This window comes from Pseudocnuella soli (genome assembly GCF_004347775.1).
GTDB classification, from domain to species: domain Bacteria; phylum Bacteroidota; class Bacteroidia; order Chitinophagales; family Chitinophagaceae; genus Flavisolibacter; species Flavisolibacter aquaticus.
Genome location: NZ_CP037755.1, coordinates 1,823,117 through 1,843,076 on the forward strand (window position 1 = coordinate 1,823,117; position 19,960 = coordinate 1,843,076).

15 protein-coding genes are annotated in these 19,960 nt (G+C 39.5%); 13 read left to right on the forward strand and 2 right to left on the reverse strand.

The genetic code is table 11. From position 1 onward, the window contains the following. The first annotated feature begins 162 nt into the window (after positions 1–162). From EPD17_RS07595 to EPD17_RS07635, 9 genes are all read left to right on the forward strand, one after another. Positions 163–984, forward strand: coding sequence for a hypothetical protein (locus EPD17_RS07595; protein WP_132053119.1), 822 nt, complete (start codon positions 163–165; stop codon positions 982–984). 259 nt (positions 985–1,243) lie between these two features. Next, on the forward strand, positions 1,244–2,125 hold the full coding sequence (locus tag EPD17_RS07600) for a phospholipase D family protein (protein WP_132053121.1): 882 nt from the start codon (positions 1,244–1,246) through the stop codon (positions 2,123–2,125). Positions 2,126–2,247: 122 nt separating this feature from the next. Next, positions 2,248–2,697 (forward strand): GIY-YIG nuclease family protein, encoded by a 450-nt coding sequence (locus EPD17_RS07605; RefSeq protein WP_132053123.1) that lies wholly within the window; start codon positions 2,248–2,250, stop codon positions 2,695–2,697. A gap of 40 nt (positions 2,698–2,737) precedes the next feature. Continuing rightward, complete coding sequence (locus tag EPD17_RS07610) at positions 2,738–3,322, forward strand: hypothetical protein (protein ID WP_132053125.1); 585 nt, start codon at positions 2,738–2,740, stop codon at positions 3,320–3,322. Positions 3,323–3,497: 175 nt separating this feature from the next. Next, positions 3,498–4,505: an HNH endonuclease domain-containing protein gene (locus EPD17_RS07615; protein ID WP_132053127.1), complete on the forward strand. Its 1,008-nt coding sequence runs from the start codon at positions 3,498–3,500 to the stop codon at positions 4,503–4,505. Further along, positions 4,498–4,872: an HIT family protein gene (locus EPD17_RS07620; protein ID WP_132053129.1), complete on the forward strand. Its 375-nt coding sequence runs from the start codon at positions 4,498–4,500 to the stop codon at positions 4,870–4,872. Before EPD17_RS07615 ends, EPD17_RS07620 begins: the two co-directional genes overlap by 8 nt. Positions 4,873–4,925: 53 nt before the next feature. Then, positions 4,926–7,592 (forward strand): UvrD-helicase domain-containing protein, encoded by a 2,667-nt coding sequence (locus EPD17_RS07625; protein ID WP_165929556.1) that lies wholly within the window; start codon positions 4,926–4,928, stop codon positions 7,590–7,592. Positions 7,593–7,610: 18 nt separating this feature from the next. Next, positions 7,611–8,483 (forward strand): YDG/SRA domain-containing protein, encoded by an 873-nt coding sequence (locus EPD17_RS07630; protein ID WP_132053133.1) that lies wholly within the window; start codon positions 7,611–7,613, stop codon positions 8,481–8,483. 83 nt (positions 8,484–8,566) lie between these two features. After that, on the forward strand, positions 8,567–9,631 hold the full coding sequence (locus EPD17_RS07635; RefSeq protein ID WP_132053143.1) for a hypothetical protein: 1,065 nt from the start codon (positions 8,567–8,569) through the stop codon (positions 9,629–9,631). Positions 9,632–9,930: 299 nt separating this feature from the next. Here the strand turns inward: EPD17_RS07635 and EPD17_RS07640 are convergent, their stop codons facing one another. Beyond that, positions 9,931–11,607: a hypothetical protein gene (locus EPD17_RS07640; RefSeq protein ID WP_132053145.1), complete on the reverse strand. Its 1,677-nt coding sequence runs from the start codon at positions 11,605–11,607 to the stop codon at positions 9,931–9,933. Between the two features lie 881 nt (positions 11,608–12,488). Continuing rightward, complete coding sequence (locus EPD17_RS07645; protein ID WP_132053147.1) at positions 12,489–14,735, reverse strand: hypothetical protein; 2,247 nt, start codon at positions 14,733–14,735, stop codon at positions 12,489–12,491. A 475-nt stretch (positions 14,736–15,210) separates the two neighbouring features. On the opposite strand from EPD17_RS07645, the gene EPD17_RS07650 reads away from it, so the two are divergent. The 4 genes from EPD17_RS07650 to EPD17_RS07665 all read left to right on the forward strand — a co-directional run bounded on the left by EPD17_RS07650 (position 15,211) and on the right by EPD17_RS07665 (position 19,642). Beyond that, positions 15,211–16,194: a hypothetical protein gene (locus EPD17_RS07650; protein ID WP_132053149.1), complete on the forward strand. Its 984-nt coding sequence runs from the start codon at positions 15,211–15,213 to the stop codon at positions 16,192–16,194. A 440-nt stretch (positions 16,195–16,634) separates the two neighbouring features. Further along, complete coding sequence (locus EPD17_RS07655) at positions 16,635–16,928, forward strand: hypothetical protein (RefSeq protein WP_132053151.1); 294 nt, start codon at positions 16,635–16,637, stop codon at positions 16,926–16,928. A gap of 5 nt (positions 16,929–16,933) precedes the next feature. Continuing rightward, complete coding sequence (locus EPD17_RS07660; protein ID WP_132053153.1) at positions 16,934–17,971, forward strand: hypothetical protein; 1,038 nt, start codon at positions 16,934–16,936, stop codon at positions 17,969–17,971. Positions 17,972–18,019: 48 nt separating this feature from the next. Then, complete coding sequence (locus EPD17_RS07665; protein ID WP_132053155.1) at positions 18,020–19,642, forward strand: hypothetical protein; 1,623 nt, start codon at positions 18,020–18,022, stop codon at positions 19,640–19,642. The last annotated feature ends 318 nt before the right edge of the window (positions 19,643–19,960 follow it).

Consider the following 19,960-nt stretch of genomic DNA (forward strand, 5'->3'; position numbering starts at 1 on the left):
GCTCTTTCGATATGGAACTTCTTTTCAATTGACAAATAGAGCCAAGCAACTGAAAAAGGGATGATGAGCTTTTGTATCGTTAATCAGCACCAGCCTTTTGAAGACAGAACACACAATACAGTCACATAGCCAATGCTTAAACGTTTGCCGCAACACTAAACCATGGCCCATATTACCATTTCTAACTCCAAAAAAATGATCCGTAAACTGGATGCATTAACGTTGGATAGCATTGCTGAAGAAATCTTCGAAAGGGATATATATTTTTTTAGTAAAAGAGAACGAGCAAACTTAAAAGGTATCCGTGAACTTTTTAGGGATCCAGAACGCTTTGGCTTAGATTATTATAAGCCAATTGAAGTTAAGGACTCTAAAAAGTACGTTTTTCCGGAACGACAGCCTTCATATCATAGAGATCGCACTTGCCAAAGATTACATTCAAATTACAAAAATTTTGAAATTCCGGTTGCGGTGCGTGAGCGAGGTGATGCGGGAGTCGAAGCTTTTAGAATTTGGTTTACCCAGAATAATTGTCACAATCTAACCGCAACCGAATACATACAAGCATTACAACTAAAATTCCCATACGTAGGTGGTATTAATCCTAGAAGTATTGAACTTGATAATACTGGAAACGTAACGCAAGAAAACTACAGCCTTGAAGGGCTACTTACTAAGATCAATCAAATCTTGGACGAATGCGATAAATACTTTGAAGATAACAAAGCAATTAGAAACCTGATTGTGAGATATCAAAAGTGGACCTTTTTAGCATTCACATATGGAACAATAAAAGACAATAATTCTGGTCTATCCGATGAGCAACTAAGAGATTTCCTTTATAAATATGAGTTGACCTTTAAAACACCAGTTAAAAGCCTGTTAGTCGAGTACTATCGGATCAGATTTAATCCGGAACTTGAATTCGAAGGAAAGCTTCTAGAAAAAATGGGGTTTTCTCAATGCAGGCACTGCCTGACTTAATGAGAAATGTCGGCAGCTTTTCGCTTTTTGGTATGCTTTCCGGCGATGTATTTACCAGTGACCTATTTCTGACCAGCTTCACGCCTAGATCAATCTATCGCTCCTCCAGATATAGATTACAATTCAAACAAAGATTATTCAAATAAGTAAGTAGGACATAGGCTGATCAATGAATAAAATCCAATAATTATGTATTATTGCTCATCAATTACAATGGGCTGCCGTTGAGGCTTTGCCCATTTTATTTAAACCGAAACCCATGGCTGCTTTTGTAAAAGACACGGAGCTTAATCTCCTGCTTGAAGAAATTATTAGGGAGGCAAAAGAAACGATTATACTGTTTTGTCCTTATTTCAAACTACACGACCGTTTAAGGGATTGCCTCAAACTTAGGATGCACGATCCCGAAGTGAAAATCATCGTTGTTTTCGGTAAAAACGAAGACGGTCCATCAAAAAGCCTGCACCGGGAAGATTTCGATTTTTTGAAGTCTTTTCCTAGTGTAGAAATCGCTTACGAAAAGCGGCTTCATGCCAAATATTATGCTAACGAAAAGACAGGGGTAATAACCTCCCTCAATTTGCATACATATTCTCACAACAACAATATTGAAGTAGGAGTGGTCTTTCAGACCAAAAACTTGCTGAAGAACCTCACTGACAGGGCTTTGGGCGGTATCACCTCAATGATTCTTGATACAGAAGACCTAGCTACAGAGGCGCAAACGTTCTTTTTTGACATCTATCGTAACGCTGATAAAATCTTCCAAAAAGAACCGAAGTTTAAATCTGGGCTATTGGGCCTGAGTAAAAGCTACACCCATTCTGATATTTTACTTGATAGGACAGATTGGTTTTACCAGCAACCTTCAACAGCTAAGGAGCAACCTTCCAAAAGGCCTATTGGTTTTCAGATGTCAACACCACCACAGCCAGAGCCAAAACCATCAATGGAAAAGGGTTTTTGCATCCGTACAAGAGAAAAGATATCCTTTAATCCAGGCAAGCCGTTAAGTTGGAACGCTTACCAAACTTGGGCGGAATTTGGTAACCCTGATTATAGAGAAAGGTATTGCCATGGGTGTGGCAAAGCCCATTCTAGCTCAGTACGTAATCCATTATGTAACCAATGTTCGTATTAACCACCGGGTTAAGGGATATATTTTGAAGTTCGAGTCATAGCGAGGATCATTCCACTAGGCCATGTTTCAATTTCATAAAATGATTGTGTCGTAGAATTCAACTTAAACCTTCTTTACCGCTTATGAGAGAAATCAAGTTTGAGATTATAACCTTAGAATGGCAAAAGGAGAAATATGAATCTGTGCCTTCTAGTTCTGGCATTTATCAGATCTACGGAACTTCTCCGGTGTATGGCGTTGATACATTACTTTATATTGGGCAGGCAGAAAATTTAAATGTTCGACTTCGCCAGCATTTTGACAATCACGACGGTGTAATCGGCCGGCAACCCAATAAGACCTGCAGATTTGCATTACTTTCAGAGGACTTGCTTACCATAGCGGAAGAAACTCTAATAATAATGCATAAGCCAAGTTTTAATTCCGCACGATTGATAAATGTTAGTTCACACACTAAAGCGCGTCCTGTTTACATACAAAACCATGGGGAACGCGGACTGCTTAGTATGGAAACTACGAATTATTATTTCTTAGGAGAGAAGGAAGTAAAGCAAGATCAAATTGCGATTTAGGTATCATGTTATCAGGATTGTTTTCAATTAGTACTTAATCTTGAATACCAAACAAATGACTGAAAGAGAATGGGTATCATCTATAATTGAAGAGCTAGAAATACAATTGAGGAAAACAAGTAAGCAAATTTCAGTTGTTTGTGGACATAGGCTTTCTTATTCAAGGGAAATTCAAGACTACACATTAGAGAATACACCTAACGAACAAATATCGGCCACCTATGAGACCGATATTTTAATTAGGGAATCCTTCGAAGACTTTACTTGGAAGCCAAGGATAGTAATCGAGGCGAAGCTTGGCCGTGTCACAACCCACGATGCAATTACTTATAGTCAGAAAGCACAAGCTCACAAGTTTGTACACCCGTATTTACGGTACGGCATCTTACTTGGTAATATAGACGTGGCACCGTTGCCGGGTCGTCTATTTAGGCATGGATTGCATTTTGATTTTATGCTTTCATGGAAATCGTCAAAGGCTAGCAGTAGTGAAAGAAAGGGTACTATTGAAGTTCTTAATGCGGAGATAGAAGCCAGTAGGTCACTTGAAAAGATGCTATATAACTCACGGCAAAGAAATCGAGATAAGTTTACAATACTACACCGGCCACTAATATTGAAGTAATTTGGGCTTAATGAGACAAGTTTTGATTCCTTTTGGATGTTGTATAAAGCAACTTTTATCAACCAATATTTGCCGGATGATTTAACGAAAGCCCATTTTGAGCCATGGATCACTCTCAACATTTATATCATTGAGCAAATAGATCTTTATTTTAATTTGCTTTACTGGTGACCAAATGGATTCTCTAACTGCCATAGAATATTGGAAAGCTATCGTCCTTTATGGGCTCAATAATGCTACCTACAAAATTGCCCTTGCCAAATCATTACTCGATTTTTCTCGCCAAGGTCTAAACCGCGTTACTTGGGAACAGCTATCAAAATCTTTTCTAGATAATTACATACATCGGTTAAGTGTGGAGGGTGTTATGCCACAGCAGGCCAATCCAGCTCGCCTTACTGTAATGGAAAGGATTGTAAAAGAGCTTACCAGTGAACGGATTTCCTATTCAGCGGCTATAAGTAGGGTTGGGGCAGAAGCTTTTGGCGATGTAATCCCGCGCTTCCAGACCATTGGTACTGATAAAGAGCTTGCAAAAGGCCGCTTTTATGAATTCCAGCAAGGAAAAGGCCTTCTCTTGAAGGATGGATTATTAGAAGTAGGAACAGGTGAGATTCAATCGCTTTATCAGGAGGTTGAAGCGCGGTGGAGCCTATTAGAAGGTGCTTTTTCAATCAACCAGACACACGCTGGGCTTTCAAATGATCTTCGAGATATCTACCTCCAAAATGGATATGCTAGGACGAATCTTACGCCCAACATTCCTTTTTTATTAGGTTACCAAGGAAATGCCTGCTTTTATTGTGGGGAGGAGCTCCAAAAGGGTGATATTCATGTGGATCATGTGCTGCCTCGCCAGGTGGTAAGTCATGACGAAATTTGGAACTTAGTGCTAACTCATGGCTACTGCAATGAAAGTAAAAGTGACCGATTAGTTGCCTCTTATTATATTGAAAAGCTGGCTGTCCGAAACGAGAACATTATGGGCAGTAATCATCCCTGGAAGCAAAAGATTCAAAGTCAGCTGGGTGATACGGCAAAAACGCGAAGACGTAGCCTTGCGAAGCACTACGAACACGTAAAAAGTATTTTAGGTGCCTATTATTGGGGAGGAGTAGATAACTATATTCTTGAAAAAGATCCTTTCTTTAGAAAGCTAATCACGATTTTAAACAATGGATAATACCTCAGTATTCCTGCAAATCCCCAAAGAGGCTTACGTCCTGGAAACGAAATCATTTTTTGTGATTCGAGACCGTTACGCGGTAAGCCCAGGACATAGCCTCATTATTACCAAAGAGTGGAGGAGCGATTACTTTGAGCTAACCGCAGAAGAGCGGGTTGAGCTTTCTCAAGCAATCACCCTTACCAGAGAGAGCATTGAACGAGAGTTTACTCCCGATGGCTATAATATTGGAATGAATTGCGGCGAAGCAGCTGGACAAACAGTGTTTCACTTTCATTGTCATGTCATTCCTCGATACAAGGGAGATATGAGGGACCCAAGAGGTGGTGTCCGACACTGCGTTGAGGGGAAGGGGTATTATTAAGTTTTTTCTATATTTTAATGCCAAAACTAACTTTCAAAGCCAAAGCTAAAAAAATGAGTAATGACCTTCTAGCCATTATCATCTTGACTGTTCTTGCAATTTCAGGGGTTTACTTTTATCGACTAAGTAAGGAAAGGGAGAAAAGGCAAAGAGAGGAGGAAGAGCAGCGTGCAAAAAAGGCAGAGGAAGTACGTCAAAAAGCGCTTGCGCATTTCAGAAAATACCTTGATGATGTAAATAATGCAGTAAATGAGTTTTCTGCATTTTTGAAGCCAGGGTTAGGATACTTTTCAAATTTTCAATTAGAAAGTTGGACGAATAATTACCGGGCAGTTTATAATTCAATTGACACTTTGCCCTATCAAAAAATTGGATTAAATGATAAAGAAGTCGACGTTATAAAACGGTTCAAGAATTTTTTTATTGGGGGTAAACAAGTTCGTGAAGATTACAATAAACAATTTATCGAGAGTGAGCTAAAAGAATTCAAAAGCTTTTTCGATAATGTAGAAGGACGAAAACTAGATGAGCAACAGCGAAGGGCTATTATAACCGATGAGGATAATAGCCTGGTAATAGCAGGTGCGGGATCTGGGAAAACTACTACCATAGTAGGTAAGGTGAACTACGTTTTAAAGAAGTATAATGTCAGTGCCGAAAACGTTCTTTTAATTTCCTTTACTCGTCGGTCAGCCCAAAGTCTAAAGGAGCGTATTAATATTGAGGGTGTTGAAGCTAAAACATTCCATAGGTTTGGAATGGACGTCATCACTGATGGTGATGATAAGAAGCCAAGCATTTTTGATGAAGCTCAGTTTCGGCAATTACTAATTCGGTTCTTTAATGACGAGATCGAAAGCCATCAATATTTAGATAAGGTAACGACTTTTTTCATTGACTTTTTGAAGCCAGAAAAGGCGCAGCATGATTTCAAATTGCAGGGTGATTATATACAATATTTAAAGGATCACAATTACGCAACTTATAAAGTCAATGAACCTCAGTCCAGAGGCAGGACAACAATAAAGCGTGAGGTTGTAAAAAGCATTGAAGAGTGTAAAATAGCCAATTTCTTACTGTTCAATGGGCTAGACTACGATTACGAAGCACCATATGAACACGTTACTGCTAGCAAAGCCTACAGGCAATACAAGCCTGATTTTACGATAACACAAAATAATAAGAAGTATTATCTCGAGCATTTCGCAGTAGCTAGAGATGGTTCAGTTCCTGCTTTTTTCGCAAATGATAACGAAACACTAGAAAGTGCTAAGACTCGTTACTGGGAAAAAATGGAGTGGGCGAGGGAGATGCATAAACAGCACCAAACCTCTTTGATAGAGACTTATAGTTATGAAATGTTTGAAGGTAATCTCTTTGACAAGCTGAAAGAGAAGCTTGAGGCGGAGGGAATAATACTTAAGCCTCGATCTCCTCATGAGATTTGGCAAATCATCAAAAGTGTTGCAGAAGATGAGGTGAAGGGATTTCTGGATCTTTTTGCAACATTTATTACACTAATGAAGTCAAACAACTACTCGATAGAGGATTTGTTTAATAAGAATGAAGGTAAATCAGCTTTTCAAAAAGAACGAAACAGGAAGTTTATCGAGATCATCAAGCCTATTTACTTGAAATATGAGTCATACTTAAAGCAAAGAGGTGAAATTGACTTTAGTGATATGATCAATAAAGCTTCCCAATACATCGCTTCCGGAAGCTATAGTAAAAGGTTCTCCTATATTATCATCGACGAGTTTCAAGATATTTCTATTGGAAGGTACCAACTAGTAAAAGCGCTGAAGGATGCCAATCCCGGTTGCAAATTATTTTGTGTTGGGGATGATTGGCAATCCATTTACCGATTTACAGGCAGTGATATTGCGTTATTCAAGGAATTTGAAAAATACTTTGGCTTTACGGTTAAATCAAAAATTGAAACTACATACCGGTTTCATCCGCCATTGATGAACTTATCAAGCGCCTTTATCCTTAGGAACCCCAATCAAGCGGCCAAGGAGCTGAAGAGTGCAAATTTGCAGAAGTCAACACAATACAAGATCATTTACTCGGTGTCTGAAAATCAAGACGATACATTGGCCCTAAAAGAAGTATTTGATGAATTGGTCGGTACTGTTGCGGGTATTGATGAAAAGGAGGTTTACATTCTTGGACGTTATTCATTCGATATAAATAGAATCAAAAATGAAAATAATGTCTTTCATGTAGATCAGGAAGAGGGAATGATAACATACCGCTGTTTAACAGCTGACGGATCGTACACAGTTTTAAGGGCAAAGTTCCTAACCGTGCACAAGGCAAAAGGTGAGGAGGCAGATATCGTTATTGTTCTTAATTGTAATGCTGGTAAGTATGGATTTCCTTCAGGAATAGCAGACGATCTGGTGTTGAATTTACTCTTAAGCGAGGCCGATCAATTTGAAAATGGGGAAGAAAGAAGGCTGTTTTATGTAGCCATGACCAGGGCAAAGGAAAGCCTCTATTTGGTTGCTGACAGCACCTATAAATCAAAGTTCATTACTGAGTTGGAGGTTAGCGTCCCAGATGCAGAGGTAAGGAAATGTCCCAAATGCTTGAATTCCGATTTAGTTAGGCGCAGCGGAAGTAAAAACGGTAAAGTTTGGGCATTTGATGGGTGCTCAAATTTCGCATATGGTTGTGAGTATAAGGAATGGGTGAATTTTAATCTTACCACCTAACACTTCAAAAAAGGCAAAATGGCTGATCAAGTTTTTGGCGAAATACCAGGCATAGAAGAAGGTGCAAAGTTTAAAGACCGAATCGCTTTAAAGGAAGCGGGCGTCCATAGGACCTTAGTTTCCGGTATTGACGGCAATCCAAAGGAAGGTGCAAGTTCCATTGTGCTTAATGGCGGCTATGTGGACGACTATGACTTAGGAACGGAAATAATCTATACTGGCCATGGAGGCAATAGAGATGGCAGGCAGGTAGCAGATCAGTCTTGGGATGCTCCTGGCAATAAAGGGTTAATTGTAAGTGAGTTATTGGGTCTTCCGGTCCGGGTCACAAGGGGATCTAAACATAGGTCGTCGTTTTCACCTAAAAATGATTATGTGTATGGAGGATTATATCAGGTAATTGATCATTTTTCTGAAACAGGCAAACACGGCTTTTCGATCTGTAGATACAGGCTAAAAAAGCTAAATAATACAGATGAAGTAGCAGTGAGCGAAGAAGATACATATTTGCCGGAGGGTAGCAAAAATACTATTCGAGTAAAAACGACTACTTTAAGGGTTGTTCGAGACACTTCTTTGAGTAAAGCCGTCAAGAGAATGTATGGTTACAAGTGCCAGATATGTGACACAAGGATCGAGGTGCGCAATGTGCCTTACGCAGAAGCCGCTCACATTCGTCCGTTAGGTCGTCCCCACAATGGCAATGACGCTCCTGAGAATATCCTTTGCCTCTGTCCTAATCACCATGTAATGTTTGATATAGGTTGTTTTACTATTTCAACAACCGGAGCGCTTATTGGAATTGAAGGTGAGCTAAAAGTGCATAAAAAACATAAGATCGATAAGGATAACCTCTCTTATCATAAGAGGCACATTTTCATAAATTATTAAAATAGTAGGTAGAAAATAATTCTGGATCTGTTTCCTTACAGGAATCAAAGGGCATTCTCAAATTTATAAAGACATCTGCCACCATGCATGTTTCAGGTCTTATAGAGTCTAAAGAGTATAGAGATTTTTTAAGTAAAAGATTTCCCATCACACTACCTGCGTACACCAGGGTAGCAAAATATACAAATGTAAACCCGTCACTTACAGGCAATGCTTTTGAAATTCTTTTTGAATTAGTGAATCATTCAAAAAGCAATTTGAAGAAACAATTTGAAGTTCAATTTAAACAGGCAGAAGAAATTATTGCAGATATACAAAAAGTACGAAAGATTGAAACATGCCTTGGGAAGGAATATTCTTTTATAAAGCTTTCTAAAGAGGACTATAAAAGCAAAGTTGGGATAGTAAAGCAAGTGTTTTCTGAAACATGTTGTATTTCAAAAGAAAAAAAACTACCAGTAAAATTTCTTGAGATCTCTAGCTCAGTTAAAAATTATTTTCCATTCCTAGGCGAGGTTCGTAGAGCTACTAGTTTGCTTTTGTATCCTTATAATGGATTGTCTACCATAATCTATGAAGCTGATAGTGTGGCAAAATATTATAAGGGTATTCAAGATCGCTTTTTAACCCAAGCAGAAACTTTTAGAAAGGACAGGCAACTAACGCGGAGCTTTGTTAAAACAATATTATTGTTTGCTCACATAAGTCATCCATTTTTTATAGCTAGTGAGCCATTGAAAAACGTGTCATTGGACGTTCAGTATATAAACCAAACCTTTAAGCATTTTAGCCTCTTCTTTGCTAATTCTCAAACCTTCAAAGGTAAGTTGATCCGAAAGCCTTCCTTTGCTTGCCACGGCATCTTAGCTACACCTGATTTTTTGTATAAAAACAAAATTATCGAAGTGAAAACAAGCCAGAAGTTTTCTCGGCGTGATTACTTACAAGGTTTGTCGTATTTGCTTTTTGCTCAGTTTCCTGAAAATAGATCTATTTATGGGAAAATCGATTCCGTTGTGATTTACTATTCAAAGTTGAATCAGCAAATAACTATCCATTTAAAGGATTTAGAGATAGATTCATCCGTACTTCAACTACTAGCAAAGGAAATCAACCGGTTTAGACGAAGTTGTCTACCTGCAAATTGATCTATACGAGGGTTTTTGGATATCATTCCCATGATCATTTCTTTTGAGATAAATGAAAGAAAACCCTCTCTTAATTTTCTACTATTCTAATCCGCTTTCGTTGAAGACTTATTCTAATAGCAAAATAAGGCTGCGGGCAAAAGCAAAACCTTCACTGCAATAGCAACTTTAGTTATCAATACCTGAAACGTGGATTTTGAGAGAAGACCCGGTGGGCAACAGAGAATTCGAAATAGGATGATAGCTCTAGAGAAAAACTCGCAATTGTGGTAAGTACCGCTTAATGATATTTATTTAAATTATTTTTCCTGCCTTACTGTATTCGGTTGCACATTTGGGGAAATCTTTTCTGATTTATGGTTGTTCTTACTTAAAGTCAATTCCTTATTAAGTCTATACAAGGCAATCATTATGCAGAGAATACCAAAGTGAAGTATAAATTTGGCCAGGAAATCAACAAAATTCAAAGCAATAGCTATTGGATTTATTCCGAGCCCAATACTTGGGACTATTAGGGCTATGTCAAAAAAAATGGCCCTACAGTACTCCTTAAGTAGAAGGGGGAGAAAGGGGAGTAACAAAAGCAGTAACACCCTCCCAGATTGCCAGTAAAAATCATGTTCATTTTTTTTGAAAAATAGTTCGGAGTTAATGATCCAAAGCACTATGATTAGGGCTATCAAAACAACCTGAAACTCCAATTGAATAGGAAGTTTATTTAAGTAAACAGTAAACACAACAAAAGGTAGGCAGCTGAAAATAAATAAGATAGATAAAATTTTAGCTATAAGTAACCTTGGCACTTTTGTGCGCGAAAGCACACTTAAAATGGCGAAAAGAATTGCATTTATGACGGCGAAGATATAACTCACTTGAAAAAACCTATTAGGCGCAACCCCCCTATAACCAAAATCCCAAACTTTTTTTGGGTAGTTAGAAATAAGTTCATAGCCCCTAATCCTCACTACTGTATCATCGAACGAAACGTTTTTATAGCTGTGCCATTTACCACTCCTATAATAATGATATTCTTCTCCAGGCATTGGGTCATCTTTTGTACAACCCTTGTTTGAAACGGAAAGCAATAGCGTAATCAAAACCATCGAAATTCCGGATATGCCTAGTTTCCTAACTTGAAATCTATTTATGATTTTGCTTATGTAGCTTGCCACGTATTCCCAGGCAATAATCAAACGGGACTTTTCAGTTCGGCCTTCAAAACGTATGTAAATGCTATACGAATATGCAAGGGAGTAGTAGTAAGCTAATAAAGTGCCGATTACTATATAATAAAAATAGGCATTGATGTCTGAAAGAATCTTGTAGTAGGTAATTAAGAAGAATGAAAGTAGAATAAGCTCAGCCCAAAACATGGCTTTCACTAAAAACGCATTTGGATACTTGTCGTAAAAGGTAAGACCAATACCATTTCCCATTGAAGCTTTTGAAAGCCGCAATTCTAAAAGCCGCATTTTCTTTTTTAAGAAGAATACATAAATATTTGAAAGAATATACAACAAGGGAAGTATAAAGAGCCAAATCTGTAAGTTGATTGCTTCTTCTGAAATGAAGGATAATTTCAGCTTGAAAAGGCTGGCTAGTTTTTCTTGGTTGATTAAGAGGAGGCTATCCTGTTCCCTTTTGTAGGTTAGAACATTACTTGTATCTACCGTGGTTTTCCCAATCTGCGTTGCTACTGCACTAAGTAGGCCATCTAATGAATCTCTCTTGTACATTCCATGGTCCAAATACATTCCATCAATAAACCAATCTCCTGTTAACGGAACACCCCAGGAAGAATCTGATAAGCTTTTGATTTTACTGTAATTGGAAACTATTGCCCGGTAATCTCGGGAGCTTACTCCATTATAGAGAGTTACTACAACAGTTACGGTTACCACTAGTCTTGCAATAACAAACTTTATGAATGTGTCGGTAAGTCCAGTGTACTCCTCTTTCATGTCATTGTCAGCCATATAGATCTACAGTCTTGATGTGTTTTTACAATGATGATCTAAGACGCTCTTTTAGCAAACTCACATGTTGAATAATGCAATTCAATTAGTGATAAGATACAGTCCAGGCTACTTTTTTCCAATACCTACGGTACATTGGTTTACAATTAGATTTTGATACTTTATATCATAGGTATTGAGTCCGCCCTTTTTTTAGGGGATGAAAAATAGCACTGTACAAGCTAAATGTATTAAGCAGACGGTGTGCCCGTATCTACTTGGGTGTATTTGTCCAATGATAATCGACATAAACTTTCGTATTTGCACACTCTTGAGTAGTGTTATGCCATATCGTTGCTTTTGTATCGTCCTTCCGTTTTCGGATTCTTTGTAGAGCTAGAAGTTTGCTACAAATAAATTCTTTCGAGACCGATTAAATAGGCAAATCATCTTGCATTCAGTTGCGAGCAATAGGCACTCTGGTAACTCTTCTAAGTGGTGGTAACCGATTAGTATGTCGGCAGAAAGTCCTTTAGCGAAGCAAATGCCACAAGAGTTGTAACATTTAAAATAAGACAACACCACCTTTTGTGAAACAAAACATCCGGGATGTCTATCTTACGATACACCTCGTTTTTCCACTTGTCTGTATTAGCATGCGTTGCAGCAGTGCTTAACGATTTGCTGTTCGGTATCATTTGTCTTTTCCATAGCAATGCTTTAATGGTTTAAAGTAAGTATAACTACCTTTTTCCCTACCTGATCAACGTTTGGTTTGGGGAGGCTACAATCACATCAAACAGCAGTAGATAGTTTGCCTTGTATTTATTGGTTTGTAAGATTAACTTTTCCCATAGGTCCTTAGTAAGGTATTTTTGTTGTATTATTATTGGCTATAATTTTCAATTCTTGCTTAATTCTTGGAGATGCTGGATAGATTTTACGACATGAGGACTATCTACTTCGCTTCTTATAATTCGTTTAGAATAAGGCGAAAGATACCATCCGAGTGGTAATACATGTTTTATACTGTCCCTTTTCGATCGTAAACTGAAATCAATAACATTTAAGGTTGAATCAAGTTTTACGGCCATACCGTGTGCGCTAAAAATCCATCGAAAAACAGTGTTGGACCCACCTATAAGTGGTGCAAGCTCATAGTTCCCAGATAAAGGATCTTCGGATTTTGAAATTGCCTTTCGGGTTTCATCTGTTGAGTTGTCTACAAACAATGGCTCTTGGCCATATCCTATATATAGAATGACAACTTTGAAGTTGTTGCTATTTTTAGTTTTCTGCAACTGTTCTTTTAACATGATTGCAGTTTGCTGCGCTGTTTGAACTGCCTTATTATCAAATCCTCCTCCATCGATTATATGCCCATACATTTCTTCCCTGCTGGGCTTGTTGTCAGCATTACTATCTTGGATTTTGTCGTGAACGAGATAACCCGGTGGCGTTACGAATGGGAAACGAGCAGTAGAAACCATACACTCTCTAAAGGTTACAGACCTCTTGGTGACACTTAGGATGTCGAGTACATCGGGATAGTAGCCTGATGAAAGCTTAAAAGGAGAAAAAACTGCCTTACTACCTTTCTCAACATAAAGAGTGTTAAAGAGGATTGCTGGATAATCAAATCGATCTACACCCGACCACATCTGCAGATAGTTGCCGGAAAGTAGCGACGCATCGGGCGAGCCATGTGCACTTGAGAAGGCGCCATCGAAGCTTTGGCCTAGATATTTGCCTCTGTCCCAATTTTCAATGGCCACGGGTAAAAATCGTTGCCACAAATCCTGGTATAATAACCCGAATGTTACACGGGATAGAAAGTCCGAGGTGCAAATGCTATCAAGGCCCACTTCTGTTAAGCTTAAGTTTCTATGTCCGCTTCTTCTGAACGCATCTCTATTTTGATATAAGTAGCTATAATAAAATCCAAGGCCAACACTCCCGCCGGAGGCACCTGTTACCGCAAATGTTTTGTCATAAAGCTGCGGTTGTCTCTCCTGAATTTTCCGGAGCACAGTTTCAGTCCAATAGCATGCTCGAATACCACCCCCTTCTGCAGCGATCAGGAAGATCGTGTTGTCCTTTGCCGAATCTTTGTAAATTCCTTTCGCCTCTTTGTACGCCAGCCATTTTTGAAAATAAATTGTGTCTGGCAAGCCATCCCGCATAGTTAGCAGCTGCCGGTCATTGTCGGTATTTAGTATCTCGACCCGGTGGTTATTATTCCACCTTGCAAATAGCAATGCTAGTATTAGTAAGATCATGAGCAAAGGCAACTTTGTTGCTTTGCTGCCCAACCTAATTAAAAATAAAACAACCGTATAGAAGGTAAGGGCCGATAGAATGATCAAGCTTGGCCGGCCATTTCCCAAGGGGTTGGCATAGAAAGCAGATACAAGGGCGTAACCAAACATGCCGATAGTTGCAACAAGGGAAAGAATTGCAATTTTGAAGACCCGGCCGTCACGCAATGATTGCAAAAAGCCCTGTTCTTCTTCTAACTTTCTGACTAATTCCTTTGTTGTCAGCATTGTTGCTTTTTGGCGGGCTGCTGACTGCTGGTTTACAATCTTAAGGCGGAAAGTAATGAAGAGAAAATGAGCCACTGCCAAGAATATTACCAGGATGGGCATAGTATCCAGCGTGTCATTTTCTTTCAACCAGGAAGATATGAAGATGATGTAGGGCAGAAATATGAGCACCCTTGGGACCCAAATGTATAGCTGGTAGATAATTCGTAGATATCGTTCGTCAATGCATACAGCTAGATAGTTGTCTGGTGCAGGCCGTCCAGATTCTGTAAGCTGTATTCCTTTAACTGGGTGCTGAATTACTTTGATTAGGTTCGCAGACCCCAGCAGCACCCGACTTACGTTCCAAATGGTATTGGCCCAAATAAATAGAAAGAACACAAATAGAGTACTGTATTGGTAATCGTCACGGAAACTGTTGGCTCCGAATGCTGCCATTAAATCCAGGCCTTGGTCATTAATATAAAAGGCAAAAAAACCAACGAATAAAATAAAAAGGACAAATGAAAGTTTACCAAGGATAAAAAATAGGGAACGTATAAATAGTAGTATAGTGCCAAAGCGAGGCTTTTTGCCTGAGGCGTGTATTTTCTTTAAGTTCATTGAGTGTTATATTGTTTGATCTACCAGTCAATTTCGTGGGTATGTTCTTTTGTACTCAACTGAGAAAAAGGAGCTAATTAGGGAGAATAAGCCATTACGGTTTCATCTTTTAAATTTGGTATTATTTGAAGTATTCGTCTGTAAAGCGTATGCTTCGCATAGATATGTCCTGATGGGCAAGCTGATGTACTTGCTTAAATTTTTAAACTCGTTTACTATTGTTAGATAGCATTTTAAATACTATGCCCTTTTTAGCTCTGTGTTTACAGGGTAACAATTCGTATTGATCAAAATATAATATGGAAGTGGAAAAAGCAAGGCTACACGAAGATTATTTGATTTACATTCTTAGTTGGTTGGCTTATGCAACTAGGGAGTGTTCATCGGTACTATTTTCCAATAAAATAGATATACAGTCGCCTATTGCATATTTATATTAATTAATATATTTTGTCGGCAAATGCCCCCCCCCAACATGATGCCAACAAAATTCTTCTTGGCGGCCCTAACCTTCATTTTACTAGGATTCAATCCCAAAGGTTGCAAAGCACTGTTGGAGGGATGCAGCTCCACAGCTAGCCGATCTGCTGATGATGTTCCTAGGCCAAGGCCTCCTCATGAGACGCCTGAAACTCCCTATTCGGGTAAACCAGGTGAGTTCAGGGTCGAAACTCCTCCAGTTCATCCAGAGGAAGATCCACATACCAACCAAGCTGAAGGTGTCCTTTACACCCATAGCGACAACTCTTATCACTATAACGGCGTACGTTATACAAGCCTTTCCGATATCCCCTTATCATCTGGTAATCGTGTTGCAGTTGAAGGATCGTTAACGAGAGATCAGGCAGATGCGCTACTGCATAGAGGTGTAAGGTTTGTTTATTCAGCGACTGATGTGGGATACCAGCTAGACAAGCCCTTCCAAATAATTCTCGCAATGTCAGAGGATATCCGCGAGGTTAAGGCTCTATATCAACTATCCAGTAATGAACAGGCAGATAGACTCGTGTCATGGTCATCCCAATTTGCTGATAATCCAAAGGTGTGGCGCGCTGGAACACTCGAACGGATAAAAGTTTTCGAAGCCATAGCTGTGACAGAGGGTAAGGTGCCTATAGTCGTATTTCATAACAATTCAGATTGGTTGACCGTGTCACCTCAATATGGGCTGCAGAATGCATCCCACGTCATTACTTGCAACAGTTTTGCTTCTTCGCCTAATGCTTACCTGCAATCAACGTGCTTTATTGATATGGAGGCCACCCTGCGAGCACTTGGAGAAAGCTTAGAAAATGAAAATACTGGCGAGTTTTATGAACAGTTTATAAGCAATTACAATAATGCTTTCTCCGAAGTTCGGCAGCGTGAGACGCTACTATGGGTCGGCCGTGGTAGTTTGGTTGTCGGAGGGCTGGGCACCGGAATTTACGCCATTACATACTTTCACGATAAAAAATAGTAAATCAAATGGTTGCATTATTTGGATCAACAGTTAAGGAAACAATCAACGCCCTAGAAAACCGCATACATGCCGGAGGCTCGCAGGTGACTCCGGAAGACCGCACGAAAGCAATGGGCAGAATCATAGTGACTATCCTAATGATCCTGCTGGCCTTTTACCTGTATTATTCGGGAAAGGATAGTCTTGCTGGGCCTATCACAGGCGCGATCATTGGGTACTGGATTAAATGAGTATATTAATTTCTGAGCGCTTTCTGTCTCTCAAGGGTTCAGTTTTACTGATAGGATTTATTGCATTGTTGCTGCAAATAGACATCACGTCAATTTAAACCTTAAAAGTAAAGGGTTGCAACTTATAGTTGTATTTGCCTCTCACACCGCTCGTTCGTTGCAGTAATTGAATTTGAAGATTAATACAGTCAACCAAAACATAGTATAATGGCAAAAACACACAAGCTCAGTATTGAGCTAAGTACAGAGGCAAACTTGGAGGTATTCAAGCTTGAAGGTTTCATTATTCCGCTTACAAAAACGTTGGACAATACCTACAGAGCTTCCATTTCAGAGTTCCCTATTGAAGGAGAACTTGACTTTTTTGTCCACTGTTCCGGATGGAATAAAACGAAGTGGGCGTTAAAGCTGGTCGTCGACGGAACGGATGTTACGGTCCCACCGATCGAAGGAGAAATTGAAAAGGGATTTTCTGCTGTCCGAGGCGCCATAAAAATTTAGTACTTATGCAATGCTTACCCAAAAGATACGCGATAGCTTTTTCGACGGTCATGTTCCTATCCCTATCGTGCTTAGCTCAATCATTTGAGCCAATATTTGAAGACGGTGACGGCAAAACCTCCATCATTGCTCCCAGGGGCCTGTTTGGCGTCAATACCGCCAACAGTAGTGTCAGATTTCAATACTTTTATTCCAAGTCTGCAGCTCCCGATCCTCAAGACGCAAGATATATCGGACGCTGGAACAGGTTCTATTGTGGCGTTAACGTTACCGGATCGGCAGAAGGCGGCGTAGCAAACTTGTTTAGTGAGGGGGCTTTCAATCCTGGCACATCTGCCGATTTACTGCTGGGCCATCGGTCTTTGTTGTTTGGCACTTTAGATAGAAGTGATCGCACTGGAGAAACTGTAAAGTATTTCTTTGGCAATAAAAAGGTTACAATTCAAGATTGGCTTACACTTAGACTGGGCGTAAAGGCTGCAAAGTATAAGCTCTATAATGCCGCTCAGCCTTTTAATCAGCAAATATCTACAGAACAGTTCAGGGGTAGTATTGTTCAATTAGCATATACGTTGCTCTTCAACGGGGCCACTTCCATTGGTGCATCCTGGGACAAATCAAAGGTGAGTAATATCGATCAACTCTCACCTGTAAAATTCAAACAGCAGCGAGTAGTTGCTGATCAGGCAACCCAAGCCACAAGGACTTTTGAACAGGAGGTGAATGCATACGCAGGAACATTCAGTACTACAAATGTCAACACATACAGCCTAGACATGGTGCAGTTACTTACATCCAATAATTCTCCCACTAAGTATGCATTTCACCTATTTGGAAGATTGCAGAAATGGGATGATGCAGAAGTTTATCGTTCCGGAATAGGGTTCTATGCCTTTCCAAAAGGCAGGTTATTTGGTGGCGTTTTCGTGCAATCAAATGACCTTACCAATGAGGTTTCGGACGAGTCGAACTTCCTGAAGCGGGTTGATGTAGGCCTTACGGTGAAATTTGTCTTGCCTTCTTTGGGAGATATTGGCAAGTAGCCCTATGGTTCCGATAATTAAAATGTGTTAACCCCTAATTGGTTTACCATGGAATCTGAACAGTTTTTTACATCCTTGATTTTTTTAACTGTTTGCTATCTGCTGATTTTGTTGCTTGCGTTTATTGTGTGTGTCTCCCTTATCAGAAGCGTGCTAAAGAAGTCGGCACGCAACCGAAAGGAAAAGATTATTTCAATCGGCATCACTTCTTTGCTGTTCAGCAATACCATCAACGCAGCAGTACTATACCCATTAACAAAGGTTATAGTGAATTTGCAATCTTTGTTCTATTTGTTCAATTCTTATGCTAATGGTCAAATACAAAGAACCCAAGCGAGTGGAGAAAAAATAAGTGAAATGCCATTTAGTGACGGTGCTTTTTCGTTTTCTGACGTGGTGCAGTCTTATCCGCTGTCAAAGATCTTTGTGGCATTTGCTTTTTGTGTTATTATCTATTACGGCATACTTTACCTGAAAAGCTCTTTAGCTGGTGAAACAGTAATTAAGCCTGCGGGGGCGAGCTTTTTTCTGTATAATAGCGCTATCGTCCTCCTTTTAGCTTTCAGCTTGTTTTTGGTAATCAGTGTTTTTATTACAATTCCTTACCTAAATGAAATGCGTAAACCATCTGTATTTACGCAAGCAAGGCTTGATTCTGCGCTAAGCAAAATTTCCTTCAATGATTCGTTTAATGTAGTTGGTATTGGTCCATCTCCCTTTGAGAAAAAAGTGGTGGTAGATTCAATTCTAAAAGATCCGGAAAGGAAAGCGTACCAGGGGCTTCCGGATAATGTGAAGTCGTCCGTCTTGAATTTAATAGAAATAATAAACAATGAGAACGAACGTCAAAACCAATTCAGAACTGCAGCCGTTGAAAAGCTGAGGTCCTATACAAAGTTGTTTAGGGATAAGCAAAGTTCATTTAAGCAAGGGCTTTTACTAAATTTCGAACGTTCTTCTCAGTCTATCACTGCTGACAAAGGCACGCTGCTACAATTATCAGTTGCTGCATATGATGATTTTGTACAAACGGGGAAGTTTCGGTTTAATAATGTCTTGGAAGGAATTCGAAACTCAGATCGGTATAACTTTTCTGAGCGGGAGCGGATAACTGATGATATTCAGAGAAAAATCGCATTGTTAAGTGAAGGGCCTAGAAATGACTCCTTACTTTATAGTGCCTCATATTTGAGTAATCCCAATGAAAGTCTTCCCAGGTTTGACCCTTACACAGAAGTAAATACTGATAGTTACTATAGCTTTTATGTGGAAGGGCATGAAAATGACGGATCAAACTGGGGCATTTTTGGATCCATATCAAAATTTTTGATTAAGCCGAAGTCTTCCGAACTCGTGCTATTGATTGGAATGCTGGGCTTTGGCTTGTTAGGAGCATCAATCCTGTCATTTGAAAAAAATGAAGGAGAAGGATCATTAATGGGGTCCTTTATGAGAAAGCCCATAATTAGAAATTTCGAAATTGTTCTTGCAAGGGGATTCGGAGCTGCCTTGGTAATTTATCTTGCCACCAAAGGTGGTTTGGCCATTTTTGCTGCAGGAGCAGACACGGACGCAAATGGTTATGTACTATTATTGACTTGCTTCGTTGGAGCAGTTTATAGCGATAAAGTTTGGGAGAAGATAAACTCTTACTTACATGGAAGTAAATGATGGATTCTTCTAAATTCATTTGGACTAACGTGCGCGTTACACTTCTGCAGTTTTCATTAGTGCTCCGGCCTGCAAAAAACGGCTTACCGCATATATGGATTAAAAGTAAGGGCAATTTGCTAAGTTGTGGTACATATTGGGCATAGCAGGAGTTATAGCTATGGAGAAACGGCCGGAACTTCTTTCAGGTTGTTTCAGTCCCTCTTCCCGTTTGTAATCAATGCAAGGCTTTGGTTTTTAGGTATAAATATTTTAAAGGTGCAACTATTGTTGCCTTCGAAATAGACCAGCAGCTCTACACGCCTAGGTGCTGTTCTA

Bases quoted from the DNA above. Each gene is read 5' to 3' on its own strand.
- EPD17_RS07595 (WP_132053119.1), top strand. From the start codon at position 163: ATGGCCCATATTACCATTTCTAACTCCAAAAAAATGATCCGTAAACTG.
- EPD17_RS07600 (WP_132053121.1), top strand. From the start codon at position 1,244: ATGGCTGCTTTTGTAAAAGACACGGAGCTTAATCTCCTGCTTGAAGAA.
- EPD17_RS07605 (WP_132053123.1), top strand. From the start codon at position 2,248: ATGAGAGAAATCAAGTTTGAGATTATAACCTTAGAATGGCAAAAGGAG.
- EPD17_RS07615 (WP_132053127.1), top strand. From the start codon at position 3,498: ATGGATTCTCTAACTGCCATAGAATATTGGAAAGCTATCGTCCTTTAT.
- EPD17_RS07620 (WP_132053129.1), top strand. From the start codon at position 4,498: ATGGATAATACCTCAGTATTCCTGCAAATCCCCAAAGAGGCTTACGTC.
- EPD17_RS07625 (WP_165929556.1), top strand. From the start codon at position 4,926: ATGAGTAATGACCTTCTAGCCATTATCATCTTGACTGTTCTTGCAATT.
- EPD17_RS07630 (WP_132053133.1), top strand. From the start codon at position 7,611: ATGGCTGATCAAGTTTTTGGCGAAATACCAGGCATAGAAGAAGGTGCA.
- EPD17_RS07635 (WP_132053143.1), top strand. From the start codon at position 8,567: ATGCATGTTTCAGGTCTTATAGAGTCTAAAGAGTATAGAGATTTTTTA.
- EPD17_RS07640 (WP_132053145.1), bottom strand. From the start codon at position 11,607: ATGGCTGACAATGACATGAAAGAGGAGTACACTGGACTTACCGACACA.
- EPD17_RS07645 (WP_132053147.1), bottom strand. From the start codon at position 14,735: ATGAACTTAAAGAAAATACACGCCTCAGGCAAAAAGCCTCGCTTTGGC.
- EPD17_RS07650 (WP_132053149.1), top strand. From the start codon at position 15,211: ATGATGCCAACAAAATTCTTCTTGGCGGCCCTAACCTTCATTTTACTA.
- EPD17_RS07655 (WP_132053151.1), top strand. From the start codon at position 16,635: ATGGCAAAAACACACAAGCTCAGTATTGAGCTAAGTACAGAGGCAAAC.
- EPD17_RS07660 (WP_132053153.1), top strand. From the start codon at position 16,934: ATGCAATGCTTACCCAAAAGATACGCGATAGCTTTTTCGACGGTCATG.
- EPD17_RS07665 (WP_132053155.1), top strand. From the start codon at position 18,020: ATGGAATCTGAACAGTTTTTTACATCCTTGATTTTTTTAACTGTTTGC.